Source organism: Arthrobacter sp. ASL1, from assembly GCF_056680475.1.
Genome location: NZ_CM155284.1, coordinates 19,094 through 36,145, shown reverse-complemented (window position 1 = coordinate 36,145; position 17,052 = coordinate 19,094). Strand labels below are relative to the sequence as shown.

Sequence of the window (17,052 nt, the reverse complement as noted above, 5' to 3'; positions counted from 1 at the left end):
GGGTTGGATGACGACCAGGGCTGAAGGCAACCGGAAGAAGGTGCTCGGCTCCTCGGTCATGTTGCACGCCATCATGGCCGTGGGCGGCCTGATTATGGCCCTCTTTGTGATCGCGCATATGTACGGCAACCTCAAGGTCTTCGCCGGACAAGAAGCGTTCGACGGCTACTCTTCGTACTTGCGAACGATCGGAGAACCCCTTCTGCCGTACAGTGGCGCGCTGTGGATACTGCGGATCGTCCTGGCGGTAAGCGTGGTCGCCCACATCTTCGCCGCCTTCGTGTTGTGGCACCGGGCGCGGACAGCAACAGGTGGCAGAGGCGGATGGCGCTACCAGACCAGTCGGAACCGACGCGGTGTCCAACGCAGCTATGCCTCGTTCACGATGCGGTGGGGCGGCGTCGTTATCCTGCTTTTCACTGTCTACCACCTGCTGCACATGACAGCGAACGTCATCGCCCCGGGCGGCGCATCCCCGAGCCCCTACGATCGCATGGTCAACGGCTTCTCCATCTGGTGGGTCACGCTCTCCTATCTCATCGCCCTCATTGCGCTGGGATTCCATTTACGCCACGGCGTATGGAGTGCCTTCGCATCCCTGGGCGCCAACACCAGCATCCTTCGCAGGCAAAGGCTCAACCAACTGGCATACGTGATCACGGTGGTCGTCATCGGCGGATTCCTGGTCCCGCCGCTCTGGATTCTGATGGGATGGGTTCGATAATGAAGGACTTCTATTCGGTGGGCACACCCCTGGCCGACGCCAAGGCCCCGACGGGGCCGATCGAAGACAGATGGGATAGACGACGCTTTGAAGCCAAGCTCGTCAACCCAGCCAACCGCAGAAAGCTGACCGTCATCGTCATCGGCACCGGCCTGGCTGGCGGTTCAGCGGCAGCGACCCTCGGAGAAGCGGGTTACCGCGTCAAGAGTTTCTGCTATCAGGACAGCCCACGCCGGGCCCACAGCATCGCAGCGCAGGGCGGGATCAACGCCGCCAAGGATTACCGCAACGATGGAGACAGCGTCCGACGCCTCTTCTACGACACCGTCAAGGGCGGCGACTACCGCTCCCGCGAGTCCAACGTCTATCGGTTGGCCCAAGTCAGCGGGTCAATCATCGACCAGGCCGTCGCCCAAGGCGTACCGTTCGCCCGCGAATATGGCGGTCTGCTGGACACCCGTTCCTTTGGCGGCGTGCAGGTTTCCCGGACGTTCTACGCCCGCGGCCAGACCGGCCAGCAACTGCTGCTTGGCGCATACCAGGCGCTCGAGCGCCAGGTCCAGGCCGGCACGGTGGAGTTGAACACCAGACACGAAATGCTCGACCTGGTCGTCATCGACGGCAAGGCCCGGGGCGTCATCATCCGGGATCTGGTCACCGGGGAGATCGAAACCCACCTGGCCGATGCGGTCGTCTTGGCGTCGGGCGGGTATGGCAACGCCTTCTATCTCTCCACCAACGCCATCGGATGCAATGCCACGGCCATCTGGAGGGCACATCGCAAGGGAGCACTCTTCGCGAACCCGTGTTTCACGCAGATCCATCCCACCTGCATACCCGTCAGCGGCCCACACCAGTCCAAGCTGACCCTGATGAGCGAGTCCCTGCGCAACGACGGACGCATCTGGGTACCACTGAAGGCCAAAGATGGCCGCGACCCCCGGGACATTCCAGAGGCCGAACGCGACTACTTTCTCGAGCGCCAGTACCCGGCCTTCGGAAATCTCGTTCCGCGTGATGTCGCCTCCCGCGCCGCCAAGAACCAATGCGACGCGGGGCGTGGTGTCGGACCCACCGGTCTCGGCGTCTACCTCGACTTCGCCGACGCTATTGAGCGCCTGGGGCGCCCCGCCATCGAGAGCAAGTACGGCAACCTCTTCGACATGTACCAGAAGATCACCGACGAAGATCCTTACCAGGTACCGATGCGCATCTACCCGGCTATCCACTACACCATGGGCGGGCTATGGGTCGACTACGACCTCCAGAGCTCGATACCGGGGTTGTTCGTCATCGGCGAGGCAAACTTTTCCGACCACGGAGCCAATCGGCTCGGAGCGAGTGCACTGATGCAGGGTTTGGCCGACGGCTACTTCATCCTGCCGAACACCATCACGGACTACCTCGCGAGAAATCCGCTGCCGGTCGAGATTGATGCCTCCCACCCGGAAGTGGCCAAGGCCGCAGACGCCGTACGCGGCCGCCTGGCAACGTTGCTGGGGATTAACGGGAACCGTTCAGTCGATTCCTTCCACCGCGAGCCGGGCAACATCCTCTGGGAATACTGCGGAATGGAACGCACCGCGGACGGTCTTGAAGAAGCCATCGAGCTGATCCGCACCCTCAAGGATCGGTTCTGGAACCATGTCAAAGTCACCGGTCATGGCGAGGAACTCAACCAGGCATTGGAACGGGCCGGCAGGGTCGCCGACTTCTTCGAACTGGCCGAACTGATGTGCATCGATGCGTGGCATCGAGCCGAATCCTGTGGCGCCCACTTCCGGTCAGAAAGCCAAACCGACGAGGGCGAGGCGCTACGACAGGACGAGGACTTCTCCTATGTCGCCGCGTGGGAATTCACCGGAGGCGGAACCCCGCCACGCTTACACAAAGAGGACCTCGACTTCGAATACGTCGAACTGCAGCAAAGGAGCTACAAATGAACGTCACGCTGCGCATCTGGCGACAACGGGACCACGACCACACGGGCACCATGGTCTCCTACGACGTCGAGGATATCTCTCCGGATATGTCCTTCTTGGAAATGCTCGATGTCCTCAACGAGAAGCTCACTCTCGTCGGCGAAGATCCCGTCGCCTTCGACCACGACTGCCGCGAGGGAATCTGCGGCATGTGCAGCCTGATGATCAACGGCCTTGCCCACGGACCGCAAGCACTCACTACCGCCTGCCAGCTGCACATGCGCCACTTCACCGACGGCGACGTCATCGACATTGAACCGTGGCGCTCCGCTGCATTCCCGGTGATCAAGGATCTCATTGTCGACCGCAGCGCGCTGGACCGGATCGTCCAGTCGGGCGGCTACATCAGCGCACCGACCGGTTCGGCGCCCGATGCCAATGCCATCCCAGTCACCAGAAACAAAGCAGACCGCGCCTTCGATGCGGCAGCCTGCATTAGCTGTGGGGCCTGTGTGGCGGCCTGCCCGAACGGCTCGGCCTCCCTCTTCCTCGGTGCGAAAATCACCCATCTCGGATCACTCCCCCAAGGACAGCCCGAACGCGACGCCCGGGTCGCCGCCATGACCGCCCAGCACGATGCGGAGGGCTTCGGCGGCTGCACACAGATCGGCGAATGCACAGCGGTCTGCCCCGCTGGCATCCCCCTCGATATGATCTCCCAACTCAACCACGACGTGCTCACCAGCCTGAGAAAACTTGGTCGAGAATAGCCCACGTGGTCGCGTGCCGCGCTGGATGGACGGCTTCCAACAAAAGGGCGGGCCACCCGGTGTCCCGGATGGCCCGCCCGCGTGGTGCGGTGTCCCTGCCTAGCTGGCCGAGATCTGACGCAGCACGTACTGCAAGATGCCGCCGTTGCGGTAGTAGTCGGCCTCACCGGGCGTGTCGATGCGCAGAACCGCATCGAAGGACTTGGTGGAGCCGTCTGCCGCGGTGGCAGTGACCTTCAGCGTCGACGGGGTGGTCCCGTTGTTCAGCTCGGTCACGCCGGAGATGGAGAAGGACTCGGTCCCCTCCAGGCCCAGGGTGGCCGCGGACTCGCCCTCGGGGAACTGCAGCGGCAGCACGCCCATGCCGATGAGGTTAGAGCGGTGGATGCGCTCGTAGCTCTCGGCCATGACAGCCTTGACGCCCAGCAGTGCGGTGCCCTTGGCGGCCCAGTCACGCGAGGATCCCGAACCGTATTCCTTGCCGGCGATGACGACCAGCGGTGTGCCGGCTGCCTCGTAGTTCACGGCAGCGTCGTACACGAAGGACTGCGGTGCGCCGTCCTGGGTGAAGTCGCGGGTGTAGCCACCCTCGACGTTGTCCAGCAGCTGGTTGCGGATGCGGATGTTCGCGAACGTGCCGCGGATCATCACCTCGTGGTTGCCACGACGCGAGCCGTAGGAATTGAAGTCCTTGCGGTCCACGCCGTTGGCCAGCAGGTACTGGCCCGCCGGGGAATCGGACTTGAACGAGCCGGCCGGGGAGATGTGGTCGGTGGTGACCGAATCGCCCAGCTTCAGCAGCACGCGGGCGCCATCGATGTCGGAGACCGGTTCCGGCTCCGCCTTCATGCCCTCGAAGTACGGGGGCTTGCGGACGTAGGTGGAGTCCTCGGCCCACTCGAAGGTGTCGCCGGCGGGGGTGTCGAGCGCCTTCCAGCGGTCGTCGCCGTCGAACACGCCCTCGTAGCCCTTGGCGAACATCTCCTTGTCGATGGAGGCGTCCATGACCTGCTGGACCTCGACCGGGTTAGGCCAGATGTCCTTGAGGAAGACGTTGTTGCCGGCGTCGTCCTGGCCCAGCGGATCGACCTCGAAGTCGAAGTCCATGCTGCCGGCCAGGGCGTAGGCGATGACCAGTGGCGGGGAGGCCAGGTAGTTCATCTTCACGTCCGGGTTGATCCGGCCCTCGAAGTTGCGGTTGCCCGAGAGCACCGAGGTGACGGAGAGGTCGTTGGCCTGGATGGCCTCGGAGATCTCCGGCTCCAGCGGACCCGAGTTGCCGATGCAGGTGGTGCAGCCGTAGCCGACGATGTAGAAGCCGAGCTTCTCCAGGTACGGGGTCAGGCCGGACTTCTCGTAGTAGTCCGTGACGACCTTCGAGCCGGGTGCGACGGAGGTCTTGACCCACGGCTTGGACGCCAGGCCCTTGTCCACGGCGTTGCGGGCCAGCAGTGCTGCGGCCAGCATCACCGAGGGGTTGGACGTGTTGGTGCACGAGGTGATCGAGGCGATCGAGACGATGCCGTGGTCCAGGGCGAACTCGCGTCCGTCGGCCATCTTCACGTCCACTGCCTTCGAGGGACGGCCGATGTTCAGGCTGTCCGCGTCGGCGGAGGCGTAGTTGTGGATGTCCTTGCGGAACTGCTCCTTCGCGCTGGTCAGCTCGATGCGGTCCTGGGGACGCTTCGGGCCGGCGATGGACGGGACCACTGTGGACAGGTCCAGCTCCAGGCGCTCGGAGAAGCGGATCTCGCGGCTCGGATCGTGCCACAGGCCCTGTTCCTTGGTGTAGGACTCGACCAGGGCGACGTTTTCCTCGGACCGGCCGGTCAGGCGCAGGTAGTCCAGGGTGACGTCGTCAATCGGGAACATGGCGGCCGTGGAGCCGAACTCCGGGCTCATGTTGCCGATGGTGGCACGGTTGGCCAGCGGCACCTGGGCGACGCCTTCGCCGAAGAACTCCACGAACTTGCCCACGACGCCGTGCTTGCGCAGCATCTCGGTGATCGTCAGGACCACGTCGGTGGCGGTGGCGCCCGCGGGGATGGACCCGGCGAGCTTGAAGCCCACGACGCGAGGGATCAGCATGGAGACGGGCTGTCCGAGCATGGCGGCCTCGGCCTCGATACCGCCGACGCCCCAACCGAGCACGCCCAGGCCGTTGACCATGGTGGTGTGCGAGTCGGTGCCGACGCAGGAATCGGGGTAGGCGCGCAGCTTGCCATCGATCTCGCGGGTCATCACGGTGCGCGCCAGGTACTCGATGTTGACCTGGTGGACGATGCCGGTGCCCGGCGGGACGACCTTGAAATCGTCGAACGCGGTCTGGCCCCAGCGCAGGAACTGGTACCGCTCGCCATTGCGCTGGTACTCGATGTCCATGTTGCGCTGGACGGCGTCCTTGTTGCCGAAGACGTCGATCTGCACGGAGTGGTCGATGACCATCTCGGCAGGTGCCAACGGGTTCACCCGGGTCGGGTCGCCGCCGAGCTCCTTGACGGCCTCGCGCATCGTGGCGAGGTCGACCACGCAGGGCACGCCGGTGAAGTCCTGCATCAGGACACGCGCGGGGGTGAACTGGATTTCGGTGCCCGGTTGGGCGTTCTCGTCCCACTGGGCCAGCGCACGGACGTGGTCGGCCGTGATGTTGGCGCCGTCCTCGGTCCGGAGCAGGTTCTCCAGAAGGATCTTGAGGCTGTACGGAAGGCTGTCGCTGCCCTCGACCGCGTTCAGCCGGAAAATTTCATACTCGTTGCCAGAGACGTCCAATACGCCCTTGGCCCCAAAGCTGTCCACATTACTCACTGGGACTCCTCTCGCCAGACTTTCATCTTTGTTGCACGCCCGTGCGCCCCGCCAGTAAGGCGAACCTAACTGGCTTCGCGACACGATGGGATGGCGGCAGAGCTCGAGGACAGTCTATCCTTTGGGCGCCGGGACCAGCGCCCCCACGCACTCCACATGGTGGGTGTGCGGGTACAGGTCAAGGGCCCGCAGGGATTCGAGCACGTAACCTTTCAGCGCGAAGTCCCGGATGTCCCGGGCGAACGACGCCGGATCGCAGGAGACGTAGGCGATGCGCCCGGGCCGGGCAGCGGCCACCGCTGCCACCGCCGCACGTCCGACACCGGTGCGCGGGGGGTCCAGGACGATCCCGTCCAATCGGGCCGGGAGCCGGGCCGTTTCCTGGCGCAGCCCCTTTTCGACCTTCCCCTGCCGGATGAGGGCCTGGTCGAGTCCGTGGACGTTGCGGCGGGCATCCTTGCTGGTTCCCGGCGCCCCCTCGATCGACACGACCATCCCCTCGGGGCCCACGGCCCGGGCCAACGGGACGGTGAACAGCCCGGCACCGGCATAAAGGTCCGCGAAGGCCTGGCCCTCCTCCGGTGCCAGGATCCGGTGCACCGCGTCGTACAGGGCGTCCGGGGCGCTGCGGTGGATCTGCCAGAACCCCTCGCCGGTGACCCGGTAGTCGTTCCCGGCGGCCCGTTCGGCCAGCCAGGTCCTGCCCCGGAGCCGACGCAACGTCCCGGCCCCGTCGGCCGCCGAACCGCCCTGCTGGGTGATGACCGCCGCGTTCGTTCCCTCCGGCAACGCCTTGGCGACCCGGCCGGCCGCGCCGGGCCGTGCCGCGGGGGACTCGACCAGGAGCACGAGCGGGGCCCCGCCGGCAGACGGGGCGGCCACCTCGACCCGTTCCAGCCCATGCAACGGCAACTCGGCCAGCCCGAGCGCGTTGATCGCGTCGACGGCCAGCGGCATCTCCCCGATGGGGACGAGCCGGTCCGAGTGGTACGCGTTCATGGCCAGCCGTCCGGCGTCGTCGACGCCGAAGGCCGTCCGCGTCCGCCAGCCGAGCCCGTCCGGGCGTTCGCCGGGGGCCACCTCCACGCCGGCGAATCCCACGTCGGCGGCGTGCATCCCCGCGAGGCGTTCCAGCTGCTCGCGGACGACGGCGGATTTCAGCTCGCGCTGGTACCCCAGTGCGGCATGGCCGAACTCGGCACCGCCGACCGGCAGTTCCCCGGCGGCGTGCCGGGCCAGGGAATCGGCGGCCGGCCAGAAGTGCGGCACCCGGTGCTCCGAGGCGTCGAGGACCTCGACCGTGTCGGCCCTCCAGAACCGGGCGCCCTCGCCGGCATCGGTCAACCGCGCCCTGACCCGTTCGCCGGGCAGGGCATGGCGCACGAAGACCACGCGGCCCTCGTGCCGGGCCACGAAGTGCCCACCATGTGCCGGTGCGCCGATCTCGACCTCGATCAGGTCCCCCGCGATCTGGTCTTGCTGCGTGCTCACCTGGTGCTCCCGCCGTCGTGCTGTCGTGTGTTCTCGCCGGCGTGGGATTCGCCGCGTTCGTTCTCGAAGAGTGCCCGGCCGTGCGTTTCCTCCGACAGCTGCCAGGGGACGCTGGCCACCACGACGCCGGGCTCGAAATGCAGCCGCGTCTTGATGCGCAGGGCCGTCTGGTTGTGGACCAGTTGCTCCCACCAGCGTCCCACGACGTACTCGGGGATGTACACGACGACGAGGTCGCGGGGGGAATCGGATTTGATGCCCTTGATGTAGTCGATGATCGGGGCCGCTGTCTCGCGGTACGGCGAGGCCAGGACGGTGATCGGGACCGGGATCTGCAGCCGGTCCCATTCGGCCACGGTCCGGGCGGTGGCGTCCTGGTCGATGTCCACGATGATGGCGTCGAGCTTGGAGGGGCGTCCGGCGCGGGCGAAGGCCACGGCCCGCAGCACCGGCTTGCGCAGGGTCGAGACCAGGATGAGGGCGTGGACCCGTGCCGGCAGGGCCTTGGCGGTGCCGGCCGTCTCGATCGACAGTTCCCGGTCGACGGCGGCGTAGTGGGCGTGGATGGAGAACATGACCAGGTAGAGCACGAGGATCGCCAGCACGGCCAGCCAGGCCCCGAAGATGAACTTGGTGACCAACACGATCACCAGCACCGCCGCGGTGAGGACGAATCCGACGAGGTTCAGCAACCGCGAGCGCATGATCCGACGGCGCACCCGGGTCTTGGACGTGCTGGCCAGCTGGCGGGTCCAATGCCGGACCATGCCCAGCTGGCTCAGCGTGAAGGAGACGAACACCCCGACGACGTAGAGCTGGATGAGCGTGGCCACATGCGCGTTGAAGATCAGCACCAGCACCAGGGCCCCGACGGCCAGGGCGATGATGCCGTTGCTGAAGCCCAGCCGGTCCCCGCGCTTGCGCAGCTGGCGGGGCAGGTAGCCATCGGTGGCCAGGTGCGAGGCGAGGTTCGGGAACGAGCTGAAGGCGGTATGACCGGCCATCCACAGCACCGCGACGGTCGCCGCGAGGATCACGAAGAAGCCGATGCTGCCGGCCCCGAACACGGCCTGGGCGAGTTGTCCCAGGACGGGGTGCTGGATGTAGTCGACCGGCACCACTCCCCCGTCGGCGCGCAGGTTGGCCTGCGGGTCCTCCACCATGTGGACCCTGGCGGCGCGGGCCAGGAACATGGTGCCCAGTGTCAGCACGGCGGCGATGACGCCGAGCAGCAACAGGATCGAGGCCGCGTTCCGGGCCCGCGGACGGGCCAGGTTCTGCACGTTGGAAATCGGCGCCTCGATGCCGGTCAGCGCCGCGGAGCCGGTGGAGAACGCCCGCAGCACCAGCACGACGCCGAGCAGGCCGGTCAGCGACGAGTCGTATCCGGCCTCCGGGAGGATCTCGAACCCCGCGCTCGGGGCGGCACCGAGGCTGCCCCGGGCCGCGCCGACTGCCCCGGTCACGATCATCACGAGCATGGACCCGATGAACAGGTAGGTCGGCAGCGCCTTGCCCAACGCCGAGCGGCCCAGCCCGCGCAGGTTCAGCAGGGCCAACAGCACGACGCCGGCGCTGGCCAGCTGCGTCTGGTGGCCGTTGAGGGCGGGGAAGGCCGCGACGACGTAGTGCGCCGCGGAGGACATCGACACGGCCACGGTGAGCACGAAGTCAACCAGCAGTGCCGCGGCAACGGTGGTCCCGGCCCGGGCGCCCAGGTTGACGCTGGCGATCTCGTAGTCGCCGCGCCCCGACGGGTAGGCCTTCACCGACTGCCGGTAGGAGGCGATGATCACCAGCATGACGGCCATGATGGCGATGCCCACCACGGGCGAGAAGTAGATGGCCGACAGCCCGGCGATGGCCAGGGTCATCAGGACCTCGTCGGGGGCGTAGGCCACCGACGAGAGCGCGTTGGAGGAGAGCAGGGGAAGCGCGAGCCGGCGGCGCAGCGGGGCCTGCTTCAGCCGTTCGGTGCGGAATGGCCTGCCAACCAGGATCCGCTTCAGCGCGTCGAGGAACGTCAGCACCAGTCAAAGTTAGCCCGTCGGCGGCGCATCTGTCATACACGCCGCGCCACCAGCGGCCGCCGGGCGTGCGGCGTGGGAGACTGGGAACCACCTGCGGGACGCCGACGGCGCCACCGCCACGACCACGACCCGGGGAGCACTGCATGGCCCATTTCGTCATCATGGGGTGCGGACGCGTCGGCGTCACGCTGGCCCACACGCTGGACGACGCCGGACATACCGTGGCGATCATCGACCAGGACGACCGGGCGTTCCGGCGGCTGCGCCGTGGATTCGCCGGCCAGAAGGTCAGCGGCGTCGGGTTCGACCGCGAGACCCTGGAACGGGCCGACATCGCCAACGCCTACGCGTTCGCCGCCGTCTCCAGCGGCGACAACTCCAACATCCTGGCCACCCGCGTCGCCCGCGAGAACTACCACGTCCCGCATGTGGTGGCACGGATCTACGACCCGGGCCGGGCCGAGATCTACCAGCGGCTGGGGATCCCGACGGTGGCCGCCGTGCGCTGGAGCGCCGACCAGGTGCTGCGCCGGATCCTGCCCGAACAGGGCATCAACGGCGACTTCCGGGAGGCGTCCGGTCGCCTGATCCTCGGGGAGGTGTCCGTCAACGACGCGTGGTACGGGCACAGCCTGGCCGACATCGAGGAGGCCTCGGGCATTCGGGCCGCCTACCTGACCCGCTTCGGCGAGGGGATGATTCCGCGCTCCGATGACCGCCTGCAGCAGGGAGACATCCTGCACGCCATGATGTCGGTGAGCTCGATGGGCGACATCGACAGGATCCTGTCGAAGCCACCTGCCGCCACACCGGAAGACGACGAGGAGGAGAAGTGAAGATCGTCATCGCGGGAGCCGGCAGCGTCGGCTCCTCCATCGCCAAGGAACTGATTTCCCACGGCCACGAGGTCCTGCTCATCGACGAGAAGCCCGAAGTCGTCGGACGCAGCGGGATCCAGGGGGCCACCTGGCTGTTCGGGGACGCCTGCGAGCTCACCACGCTCAAGGAGGCCCGGCTCGGCGATGTCGACGTCGTGGTCTCCGCCACCGGCGACGACAAGGTCAACCTGGTCGTTTCCCTGTTGGCCAAGAGCGAGTTCGGCGTGGGCCGGACGGTCGGGCGGGTCAACAACCCGAAGAACGACTGGATGTTCGACGATGCCTGGGGCGTCGATGTCGCGGTGAGCACCCCGCGCATGATGACCGCCCTGGTCGAGGAGGCCGTCGAGGTCGGCGACGTGGTGCGGTTGCTGACCCTGCAGACCGGGGTGACGTCCATGGTCGAGTTCACCGTTCCGGACGATGCCGCCCTGATCGGCAGCACGCTCGGGGAGGTCCCGTGGCCGCAGGACACCGCGGTGGTGGCGATCCTGCGCGACGACCTGGCCATCACGCCCAGCCCCGACGACGTGATCGAGGGAGGCGACGAGTTGTTCTTCATCACCGCCATCGCCGCCGAGGACGAGTTGCGGACGGTCCTGCGGGCGCAGACCCGCACCCGATCCGACGGCGTCGCGGATGATGCCTCGGACGCCTTCCGCGCCTGAGGCCCGGCGGTGCGCCGGCGTCAGGGGCGCGGTGGGGCGTCCCCTGCCCCTGGCGTTGTGGCGGGCCGGGAGATCATCCAGGACAGCCACAGCCCCATGGCGTACAGGGGGATGCCCATGACGATGCGTGCCGCCCCCAGCGCCTCGACGTTGTCCGCCGCGTACAAGGGCAGCTGGACCAGCAACCGGGCCGCGAACACGCCGACGATCACCCAGGTCGCCGCATTGTAGGCGCTCCGGCGCGGTGCCTCATGGCGCCACTCGGTGCCCTCGCCGCGGATAAAGCCGAACAGCAGGCCCATGAGCGGCCAGCGCACGAACACGGAGACCGCCAGGGCCACCAGGTAGGCACCGTTGGTGAAGAAACCGGGGACGTAGAAGTCCCGCGCATTGCCCGTCGTGCGGGCCACCAGTGCGCAGATGACCACGCCGAACAAGCCGGTCAGGGCCTGCGTGAGCCCGGACTTGCGCAGCAGGCGGGCCACCGTGAACACGACGGCGATGGCCAGCGAGGAGATGAGGGCGGGGTTCAGCTCCCGGGTCGCCATGAAGACGCCCAGGAACACGATGCCCGGCAGCAGGGCCTCCACCAGTCCGCGGACGCCGCCGATCGTCTTGAGCACATCGACCTGGCCGCTGGCGGTCCGGTGGATGCCCGACCCCTCCGCCAGACGGCGGCCCAGGTCGTCGGCCGGGTTCGTCTCCGGCTCCGGTGGCTGGCCGTTCTCCGGGCCGTGGCTCATGTGTCCTCCAGGGGGTGCTCGTGTTCCGGCAGGATCTCGTACCGGGGGTTGTAGATGGTGGGTACGCCGTCGACCCCGGCGATCATCCCCTCGAACCGCAGCCAGGTGCCGGCCTCGATGCCGGGGACGCGTCGCTGCCCGGTCCAGACCAGGCGGATCCGGCTGGCCGGTGCGCGGCGTCCCCCCGGGGGAGCCGGGGCATCAACGACGCCGGCGGTGAAGACCGGGGCCAGCACTCCGGGCAGGATCCTGATGTGCTCCACGAATCCGCGGGCCTGGACCCGTCCCCGCGGGGGAAGTTGGCCTAGCGCCGAGCACTGCTCGGCGTCGGTGGCCGCCGTGCGGCCGGCGGCCGAGGCGGCGCCCCTGCGCCGCTCCGCAGGACCGCGTTCAGCCAATCTGGGTGATCTCCGGGCCGCGCTCGGGCCGCCCACCCAGGCCCTGTTCGCCGTCGTCGTCGGCTGGTTCCTGCCGGGCGACGGCGCCGGCGGGCATCGTCAAGGAGATCAGTTCGGTCGGCGGCATGGGCTGGTCACCGCGGTCGACGACCACGCGCGCGAACCGGTCCTCCAGGCGTTCGGCCTGGGCACGGTCGAGGGTTGCCGGACCGCCGATGACGCCGCGGAGGAACCACCGGCCGCCGTCGAACCCGATGAACCGGGCAACCATGTACCCTTGGGTGCCGTCGGGGCCCTCCGCTGGGACGCGCGCGATGAGTTCGGTGCCGAACCTGCCCTCCACGCGGTCGATCTTGCCGTCCTGCTGGCCGATGCTCTCCTCGATCTGCGCGGCGATGCCCTCCCACAGACCACTGGATTTCGGCGCGGCAAAGACCTGCAGCTGGAGCCGTGACCCGTCGAGTTCCAAGGCCGCGGCGATCACACGCTCGCTGCCCTCCTCGACCTCCAGGCGCAGTTGCATCCCATCGATCGGCTCGATCTTGAGGGCACCGAGGTCGATGTAGTGGTCGTGATCCGGGGCGTCGTCGATGTCGAAGGGCCCCTGCTCGTTTCCGGGCACCACGGCATCGAGGCCGGCGTCGGCTCCGGCATCCGTGTCGGCGGGGTCCTGCCCGGTCTGGGCCCCGGACGTGGCGTCGTCATGGGTCGTGGCATTCTTGCGTTTGAAGATCATGGTTGCTCCTCCCGGCCCGTCGGGGCCGCAGCTGGTGTCGATGGGATGGCGGTGCTCAACGCGCCACGACCGGGGCGAATCCGCCGGTCGAGCCGAATCCCCCGGTGCCGCGCACCGAGTCGGGCAGGTCGTCAACAGGGACGAAGGCGGCATGCTCCACGCGCTGGATGACCAGTTGGGCGATGCGGTCACCCCGGCGCAGCACGATCGGGGTCCGCGTGTCGGTGTTGAGCAGGGTCACGGAAAGTTCTCCGCGATAACCGGCGTCGACGGTCCCCGGGGCATTGACGACGGTCAGGCCGTGTTTGGTGGCCAACCCGGACCGTGGGTGGACCAGCCCGACGTATCCGTCGGGCAGGGCAATGGCGACGCCGGTGGGTACCAGTTTACGTTCCCCCGGTTCCAGGGTCACGTCTTCGCGGGCCCGCAGGTCCGCACCCGCATCACCCGGGTGGGCATACGACGGCGGTTCCAATTCGGAATCGAGCATCTTCAGCTGGACGTCAAGGGTGGTGGGCTGGTCGGGCATCGTGGCCGGGATCTCCAGGGCGTTGCGGTTCATTAACGAGTTCACTCTAGCCCGATTGGCCCGCAGCCCCAATGCATGGCCGGGCGTCGCGGGCCAATATGCTGGTGTCATGCCTGATTCGACTGCCTCCGCACCGTCCACCGAGATCTTCCGCGAAAAACTCTGGCCCGCCTGGTGGCTGTGGATCCTCGTGGTGGGAACCGGGTTCGCCGGCATGGCCATGTTCCTGCCGGTCAACCTGGAGCTCTCCATTGCCGTCGGCATCGTGGTGTTCCTGGCCGTCGGCATCATCATGCTGGCCTCCACCCCCACCATCAGCCTCAGCGGCGACTGGCTGAAGGTTGGACGCGCCAGCATCGAACGACGCTTCATCGGAGAGGCGTCCTTCTACCGCGGCGAAGAGGCGACACTGGAGCGTGGCCGCCGGCTGAACGGCACCGCATTCCTGTGCCTGCGCGGCTGGGTCGACCCGGTGGTCAAGGTCGAGATCGTCGACCCGAATGATGCCACCCCCTATTGGCTGACGTCCACGCGCCGCCCGGAGGAGCTGACGCGCGCCCTGCAACAGACCGCCCGCGCCTGAGCCCTGCCATGGAACACCCTCGTCTGGCCGCACAGACCCCCGAGGTGGGGGCACTGCCCGCTGTACTCGGCGCGGTCGCCGGGTGGCAGCGCGATGACCTGCCGTTGCAGTTGCACTCCGGGGACCTGGGCTGGGCCTGGCAGATCGGTGCCGCCGCCGTGGCCGATCGGGTCCGCACGTGGTCCGCGGAAGACCGGATCCTGGCCGTGGGGTTCCTTGATGGTCCAACACTGCTGCGCCTGGCGATCGACCCGGAAGCCGGTGCCGATCCTGCGTTGGCCGAGAGGATGGCGGCCGACATCGCCGATCCGGCGCACGGTGTCCTACCGGCCGGTCCGGCCTCCATCGAGGCCGGATTCGGTGACGCCCTGCGGGAGCGCTTGCAGCGCGAGGGCTGGTCCGACGGCCTGCATGGGCACCTGCCTCGGGACGGCTGGGGCGAGGGGGATATCTGGGCTCAGCTCGTCCGCGACCTCTCCGATCCGGTGCCCGCCCCCGGGGTGCGCATCGAGGTGGTCGACGCCTCCCGGGTTCTCGATCGCGTCGACGTCCAGCGTGCCGCCTTCGAATCGTCCCGGTTCACGGCCGAACGCTGGCAGGCGATGGCCAACGGACCCACCTATGCTTCGGCCCGCTGCCTGCTCGCCTACGACCGGGATGGATCGGCGGTGGCTATGGTGACCGTCTGGTCGGCCGGCGCCGGACGACCCGGCCTGCTCGAACCGATGGGCGTGCACCCCGAGCACCGTGGCCACGGATATGGCAGGGCCATCTGCCTGGCCGCGGCGGCTGCCCTGCGGGAGATGGGCTCTTCCAGCGCAACGGTGCACACCCCGGCCGGGAACACCGCGGGGGTGGCCACTTATGCCGCGGCAGGATACCGGCGCCTGCCGGACGTCGCCGACCTGGTCCGCTCCCGCTGATCGAAGCGGCTAGCCCTCGCAGTCCTTGCAGTAGAAAAGTCCGTTCTTCTCCTTCGCCACCTGTGAGCGGTGGCGCACCAGGAAGCAGGAGGCACAGGTGAACTCATCGGCCTGCGCCGGCAGCACGCGTACCAGCAGCTCTTCACCGGAGAGGTCCGCGCCGGGCAACTCATAGGTGTCCGCCGTCTCGGCCTCGTCCTCGTCCACCACCGCCGACTGCTTGTCGGTCCGTCGACCTTTCAACTCCTCCAGGGAGTCATCCTTGGTCTCGTCGTCGTTCTTCCGCGGCGCATCGTAGTCGGTCGCCATATTCTCTCGGTCACGCTCCGGTTCTTCGCTGGTCATCGGTCCGCACAGGCCCTTGCCTGCACCACTGGATCGATGTCTGGACGGGGCAAGGCCCCTGGATCCGGGGGGCCGCCGACAGGGGGCGGACCCGAGTTCCCGATCCGTGAAGCACAACGCCTCGACCGGGCATTTTGTGCCCGTGACGCACAGATTGTTCACTATCATCCGGGAAAAACCAAATTCCGCCGGGGAGCCGCCACCGAACGGGCCCTGGTGCCCGGAGGGGCCGGCCCCGGAAGGGCAATCAAACCGCGCCACACCACGGCAAATGACGCGAAAACACGCGGTCCAGTGGCAGGATCGTACCCGTACGTAGGCATCCGTGGAGGGAAAGTATGCAGCAACTTCGGCTCGTAGGTGTCCAAGAGGATGGCGAGCACCTGCTGTTGGGCAGCGACGATGGGTCCAGCTTCGTGCTGCGCATCGACGAGGCGCTGCGCGCCGCCACTGCCCGGCCCATTGGACGTCCCGCCGCGTCCACCGCGGAGCACGCTCCCACCGCGCTGTCCCCTCGGGAGATCCAGACGCGGATCCGCACGGGTTCCACCGCCGAACAGGTGGCCGAGGAGTCGGGCCTGCCGTTGGAACACGTGCTGCGCTACGAGGGTCCGGTCCGCGCCGAACGCGACTACATCGCCCAGCTGGCCCGCGGCATCGAGGTATCGACGCCGCAGGGACACGACACCTACCGTTCGGCGTTCGGCGACGAGCCGGCCTCCCTGGGCGAGATGGTCGGCGTCCGCCTCAGCGCGCTGGGCGTCAGCGCCTCGTCCTTGGACTGGGATGCCTGGCGCCGCAGCGACGGCTCGTGGGACATCTCGGCGTCCTTTGACCTGGGTGGCTCGAACACCGATGCCAGCATCGGCGAGGAGCCCCCGGCGCTCTGGGTCTTCCACCCGGCACGGAAATCATTGCAGAACGCCAACCGGTGGGCCCAGGTCCTCAGTGAGATGGAGCCTGCCGAGAACGCGTTCACCAATCGTCGACTGACCGCGGTGGCCGACCGGCCCTTCGATTTCGAGTCCGACGCCGGCCACGAGGTGCAGGGCCCGGAAGCCGGCTCCGCCGGACCGGCCGCTTTGGGCAGCGAGTCAGAGGAACTGCTCGACATCCTGCGGGCACGGCGCGGGCAACGGCTTGGGGTCGACGAGGATGGCGACGACGCGCTGGCCGTGCTGCTTTCCCAGGGCTCGATCCCGGCGGCGCATCCGCGTGACGAGGAATTCGTCGACGAGGGCGAGGCCCGTCGTTTGGGGTTCGCCCCGGCCCACGACGAGGTCGACGACGACCACCTGCCGCAGCTGCACGATGGCGTCAGCACGCATACCAGCGAATACACGGTGATCCCCGGGCTCAGCGCCGAGGATTTCCGGCACGCCGACGATTCGGTGACACGCCACGATGACACCGACGACGAGGGCGGGCATGCGCGCAAGAAGGCCAAGCGCTCCTCCGTCCCCAGCTGGGACGAAATCGTCTTCGGCAAGAAACGGGACTGACCGGC

Annotated in this window: 16 protein-coding genes; 8 read left to right on the top strand and 8 right to left on the bottom strand. The window is 67.7% G+C overall.

Annotated features, from left to right (window positions below):
- The first annotated feature begins 7 nt into the window (after window positions 1-7).
- Genes AC1MEQ_RS00140 through AC1MEQ_RS00130 form a run of 3 tightly spaced genes read left to right on the top strand, consistent with a single transcriptional unit; the run spans window position 8 to window position 3,416 of the window.
- Complete coding sequence (locus tag AC1MEQ_RS00140) at window positions 8-724, top strand: succinate dehydrogenase cytochrome b subunit (protein WP_479792867.1); 717 nt, start codon at window positions 8-10, stop codon at window positions 722-724.
- Window positions 712-2,667 carry a fumarate reductase/succinate dehydrogenase flavoprotein subunit gene (locus tag AC1MEQ_RS00135; protein WP_479796184.1) on the top strand — a complete coding sequence of 652 codons (1,956 nt, stop codon included), beginning with the start codon at window positions 712-714 and terminating at the stop codon, window positions 2,665-2,667. Before AC1MEQ_RS00140 ends, AC1MEQ_RS00135 begins: the two co-directional genes overlap by 13 nt.
- Window positions 2,664-3,416: a succinate dehydrogenase/fumarate reductase iron-sulfur subunit gene (locus tag AC1MEQ_RS00130; RefSeq protein ID WP_479792865.1), complete on the top strand. Its 753-nt coding sequence runs from the start codon at window positions 2,664-2,666 to the stop codon at window positions 3,414-3,416. The genes AC1MEQ_RS00135 and AC1MEQ_RS00130 overlap by 4 nt, the downstream gene beginning before the upstream one ends.
- Window positions 3,417-3,515: 99 nt before the next feature.
- Here AC1MEQ_RS00130 and acnA read toward each other — a convergent pair whose 3' ends face one another.
- From acnA to AC1MEQ_RS00115, 3 genes are all read right to left on the bottom strand, one after another.
- Window positions 3,516-6,221, bottom strand: coding sequence for an aconitate hydratase AcnA (acnA, locus tag AC1MEQ_RS00125; RefSeq protein ID WP_479792863.1), 2,706 nt, complete (start codon window positions 6,219-6,221; stop codon window positions 3,516-3,518).
- A 114-nt stretch (window positions 6,222-6,335) separates the two neighbouring features.
- Window positions 6,336-7,712, bottom strand: a complete 1,377-nt coding sequence (locus AC1MEQ_RS00120) for a class I SAM-dependent RNA methyltransferase (RefSeq protein WP_479792861.1) — start codon at window positions 7,710-7,712, stop codon at window positions 6,336-6,338.
- Window positions 7,709-9,742: an APC family permease gene (locus AC1MEQ_RS00115; RefSeq protein WP_479792858.1), complete on the bottom strand. Its 2,034-nt coding sequence runs from the start codon at window positions 9,740-9,742 to the stop codon at window positions 7,709-7,711. Before AC1MEQ_RS00115 ends, AC1MEQ_RS00120 begins: the two co-directional genes overlap by 4 nt.
- A 143-nt stretch (window positions 9,743-9,885) precedes the next feature.
- Here AC1MEQ_RS00115 and AC1MEQ_RS00110 point away from each other — a divergent pair, with 143 nt between their 5' ends.
- Both AC1MEQ_RS00110 and AC1MEQ_RS00105 read left to right on the top strand, forming a co-directional pair.
- Window positions 9,886-10,578 carry a potassium channel family protein gene (locus tag AC1MEQ_RS00110; protein ID WP_479792856.1) on the top strand — a complete coding sequence of 231 codons (693 nt, stop codon included), beginning with the start codon at window positions 9,886-9,888 and terminating at the stop codon, window positions 10,576-10,578.
- Window positions 10,575-11,288, top strand: coding sequence for a potassium channel family protein (locus AC1MEQ_RS00105; protein ID WP_479792855.1), 714 nt, complete (start codon window positions 10,575-10,577; stop codon window positions 11,286-11,288). Before AC1MEQ_RS00110 ends, AC1MEQ_RS00105 begins: the two co-directional genes overlap by 4 nt.
- A gap of 20 nt (window positions 11,289-11,308) precedes the next feature.
- Here AC1MEQ_RS00105 and AC1MEQ_RS00100 read toward each other — a convergent pair whose 3' ends face one another.
- The 4 genes from AC1MEQ_RS00100 to dut are packed head-to-tail and all read right to left on the bottom strand — an operon-like array spanning window position 11,309 to window position 13,727.
- On the bottom strand, window positions 11,309-12,031 hold the full coding sequence (locus tag AC1MEQ_RS00100) for a DUF3159 domain-containing protein (protein WP_479792853.1): 723 nt from the start codon (window positions 12,029-12,031) through the stop codon (window positions 11,309-11,311).
- Window positions 12,028-12,429, bottom strand: coding sequence for a hypothetical protein (locus tag AC1MEQ_RS00095; protein WP_479792851.1), 402 nt, complete (start codon window positions 12,427-12,429; stop codon window positions 12,028-12,030). The genes AC1MEQ_RS00100 and AC1MEQ_RS00095 overlap by 4 nt, the downstream gene beginning before the upstream one ends.
- Window positions 12,422-13,165, bottom strand: a complete 744-nt coding sequence (locus AC1MEQ_RS00090; protein ID WP_479792849.1) for a DUF3710 domain-containing protein — start codon at window positions 13,163-13,165, stop codon at window positions 12,422-12,424. Before AC1MEQ_RS00090 ends, AC1MEQ_RS00095 begins: the two co-directional genes overlap by 8 nt.
- Before the next feature lie 55 nt (window positions 13,166-13,220).
- Window positions 13,221-13,727, bottom strand: a complete 507-nt coding sequence (gene dut, locus AC1MEQ_RS00085; RefSeq protein ID WP_479792847.1) for a dUTP diphosphatase — start codon at window positions 13,725-13,727, stop codon at window positions 13,221-13,223.
- A gap of 76 nt (window positions 13,728-13,803) precedes the next feature.
- Here dut and AC1MEQ_RS00080 point away from each other — a divergent pair, with 76 nt between their 5' ends.
- Both AC1MEQ_RS00080 and AC1MEQ_RS00075 read left to right on the top strand, forming a co-directional pair.
- Window positions 13,804-14,277 (top strand): DUF3093 domain-containing protein, encoded by a 474-nt coding sequence (locus AC1MEQ_RS00080; protein WP_479792845.1) that lies wholly within the window; start codon window positions 13,804-13,806, stop codon window positions 14,275-14,277.
- A gap of 8 nt (window positions 14,278-14,285) precedes the next feature.
- Entirely contained in the window at window positions 14,286-15,200 is a 915-nt protein-coding gene (locus AC1MEQ_RS00075; protein WP_479792843.1) for a GNAT family N-acetyltransferase, read from the top strand.
- A gap of 9 nt (window positions 15,201-15,209) precedes the next feature.
- Here the strand turns inward: AC1MEQ_RS00075 and AC1MEQ_RS00070 are convergent, their stop codons facing one another.
- A complete protein-coding gene (locus AC1MEQ_RS00070; RefSeq protein WP_479796183.1) occupies window positions 15,210-15,509 on the bottom strand; it encodes a DUF4193 domain-containing protein in 300 nt (99 codons plus the stop codon).
- Between the two features lie 374 nt (window positions 15,510-15,883).
- Between AC1MEQ_RS00070 and sepH the strand changes: the two genes are divergently transcribed.
- Complete coding sequence (sepH, locus tag AC1MEQ_RS00065) at window positions 15,884-17,047, top strand: septation protein SepH (RefSeq protein WP_479792841.1); 1,164 nt, start codon at window positions 15,884-15,886, stop codon at window positions 17,045-17,047.
- Window positions 17,048-17,052 lie beyond the last annotated feature (5 nt).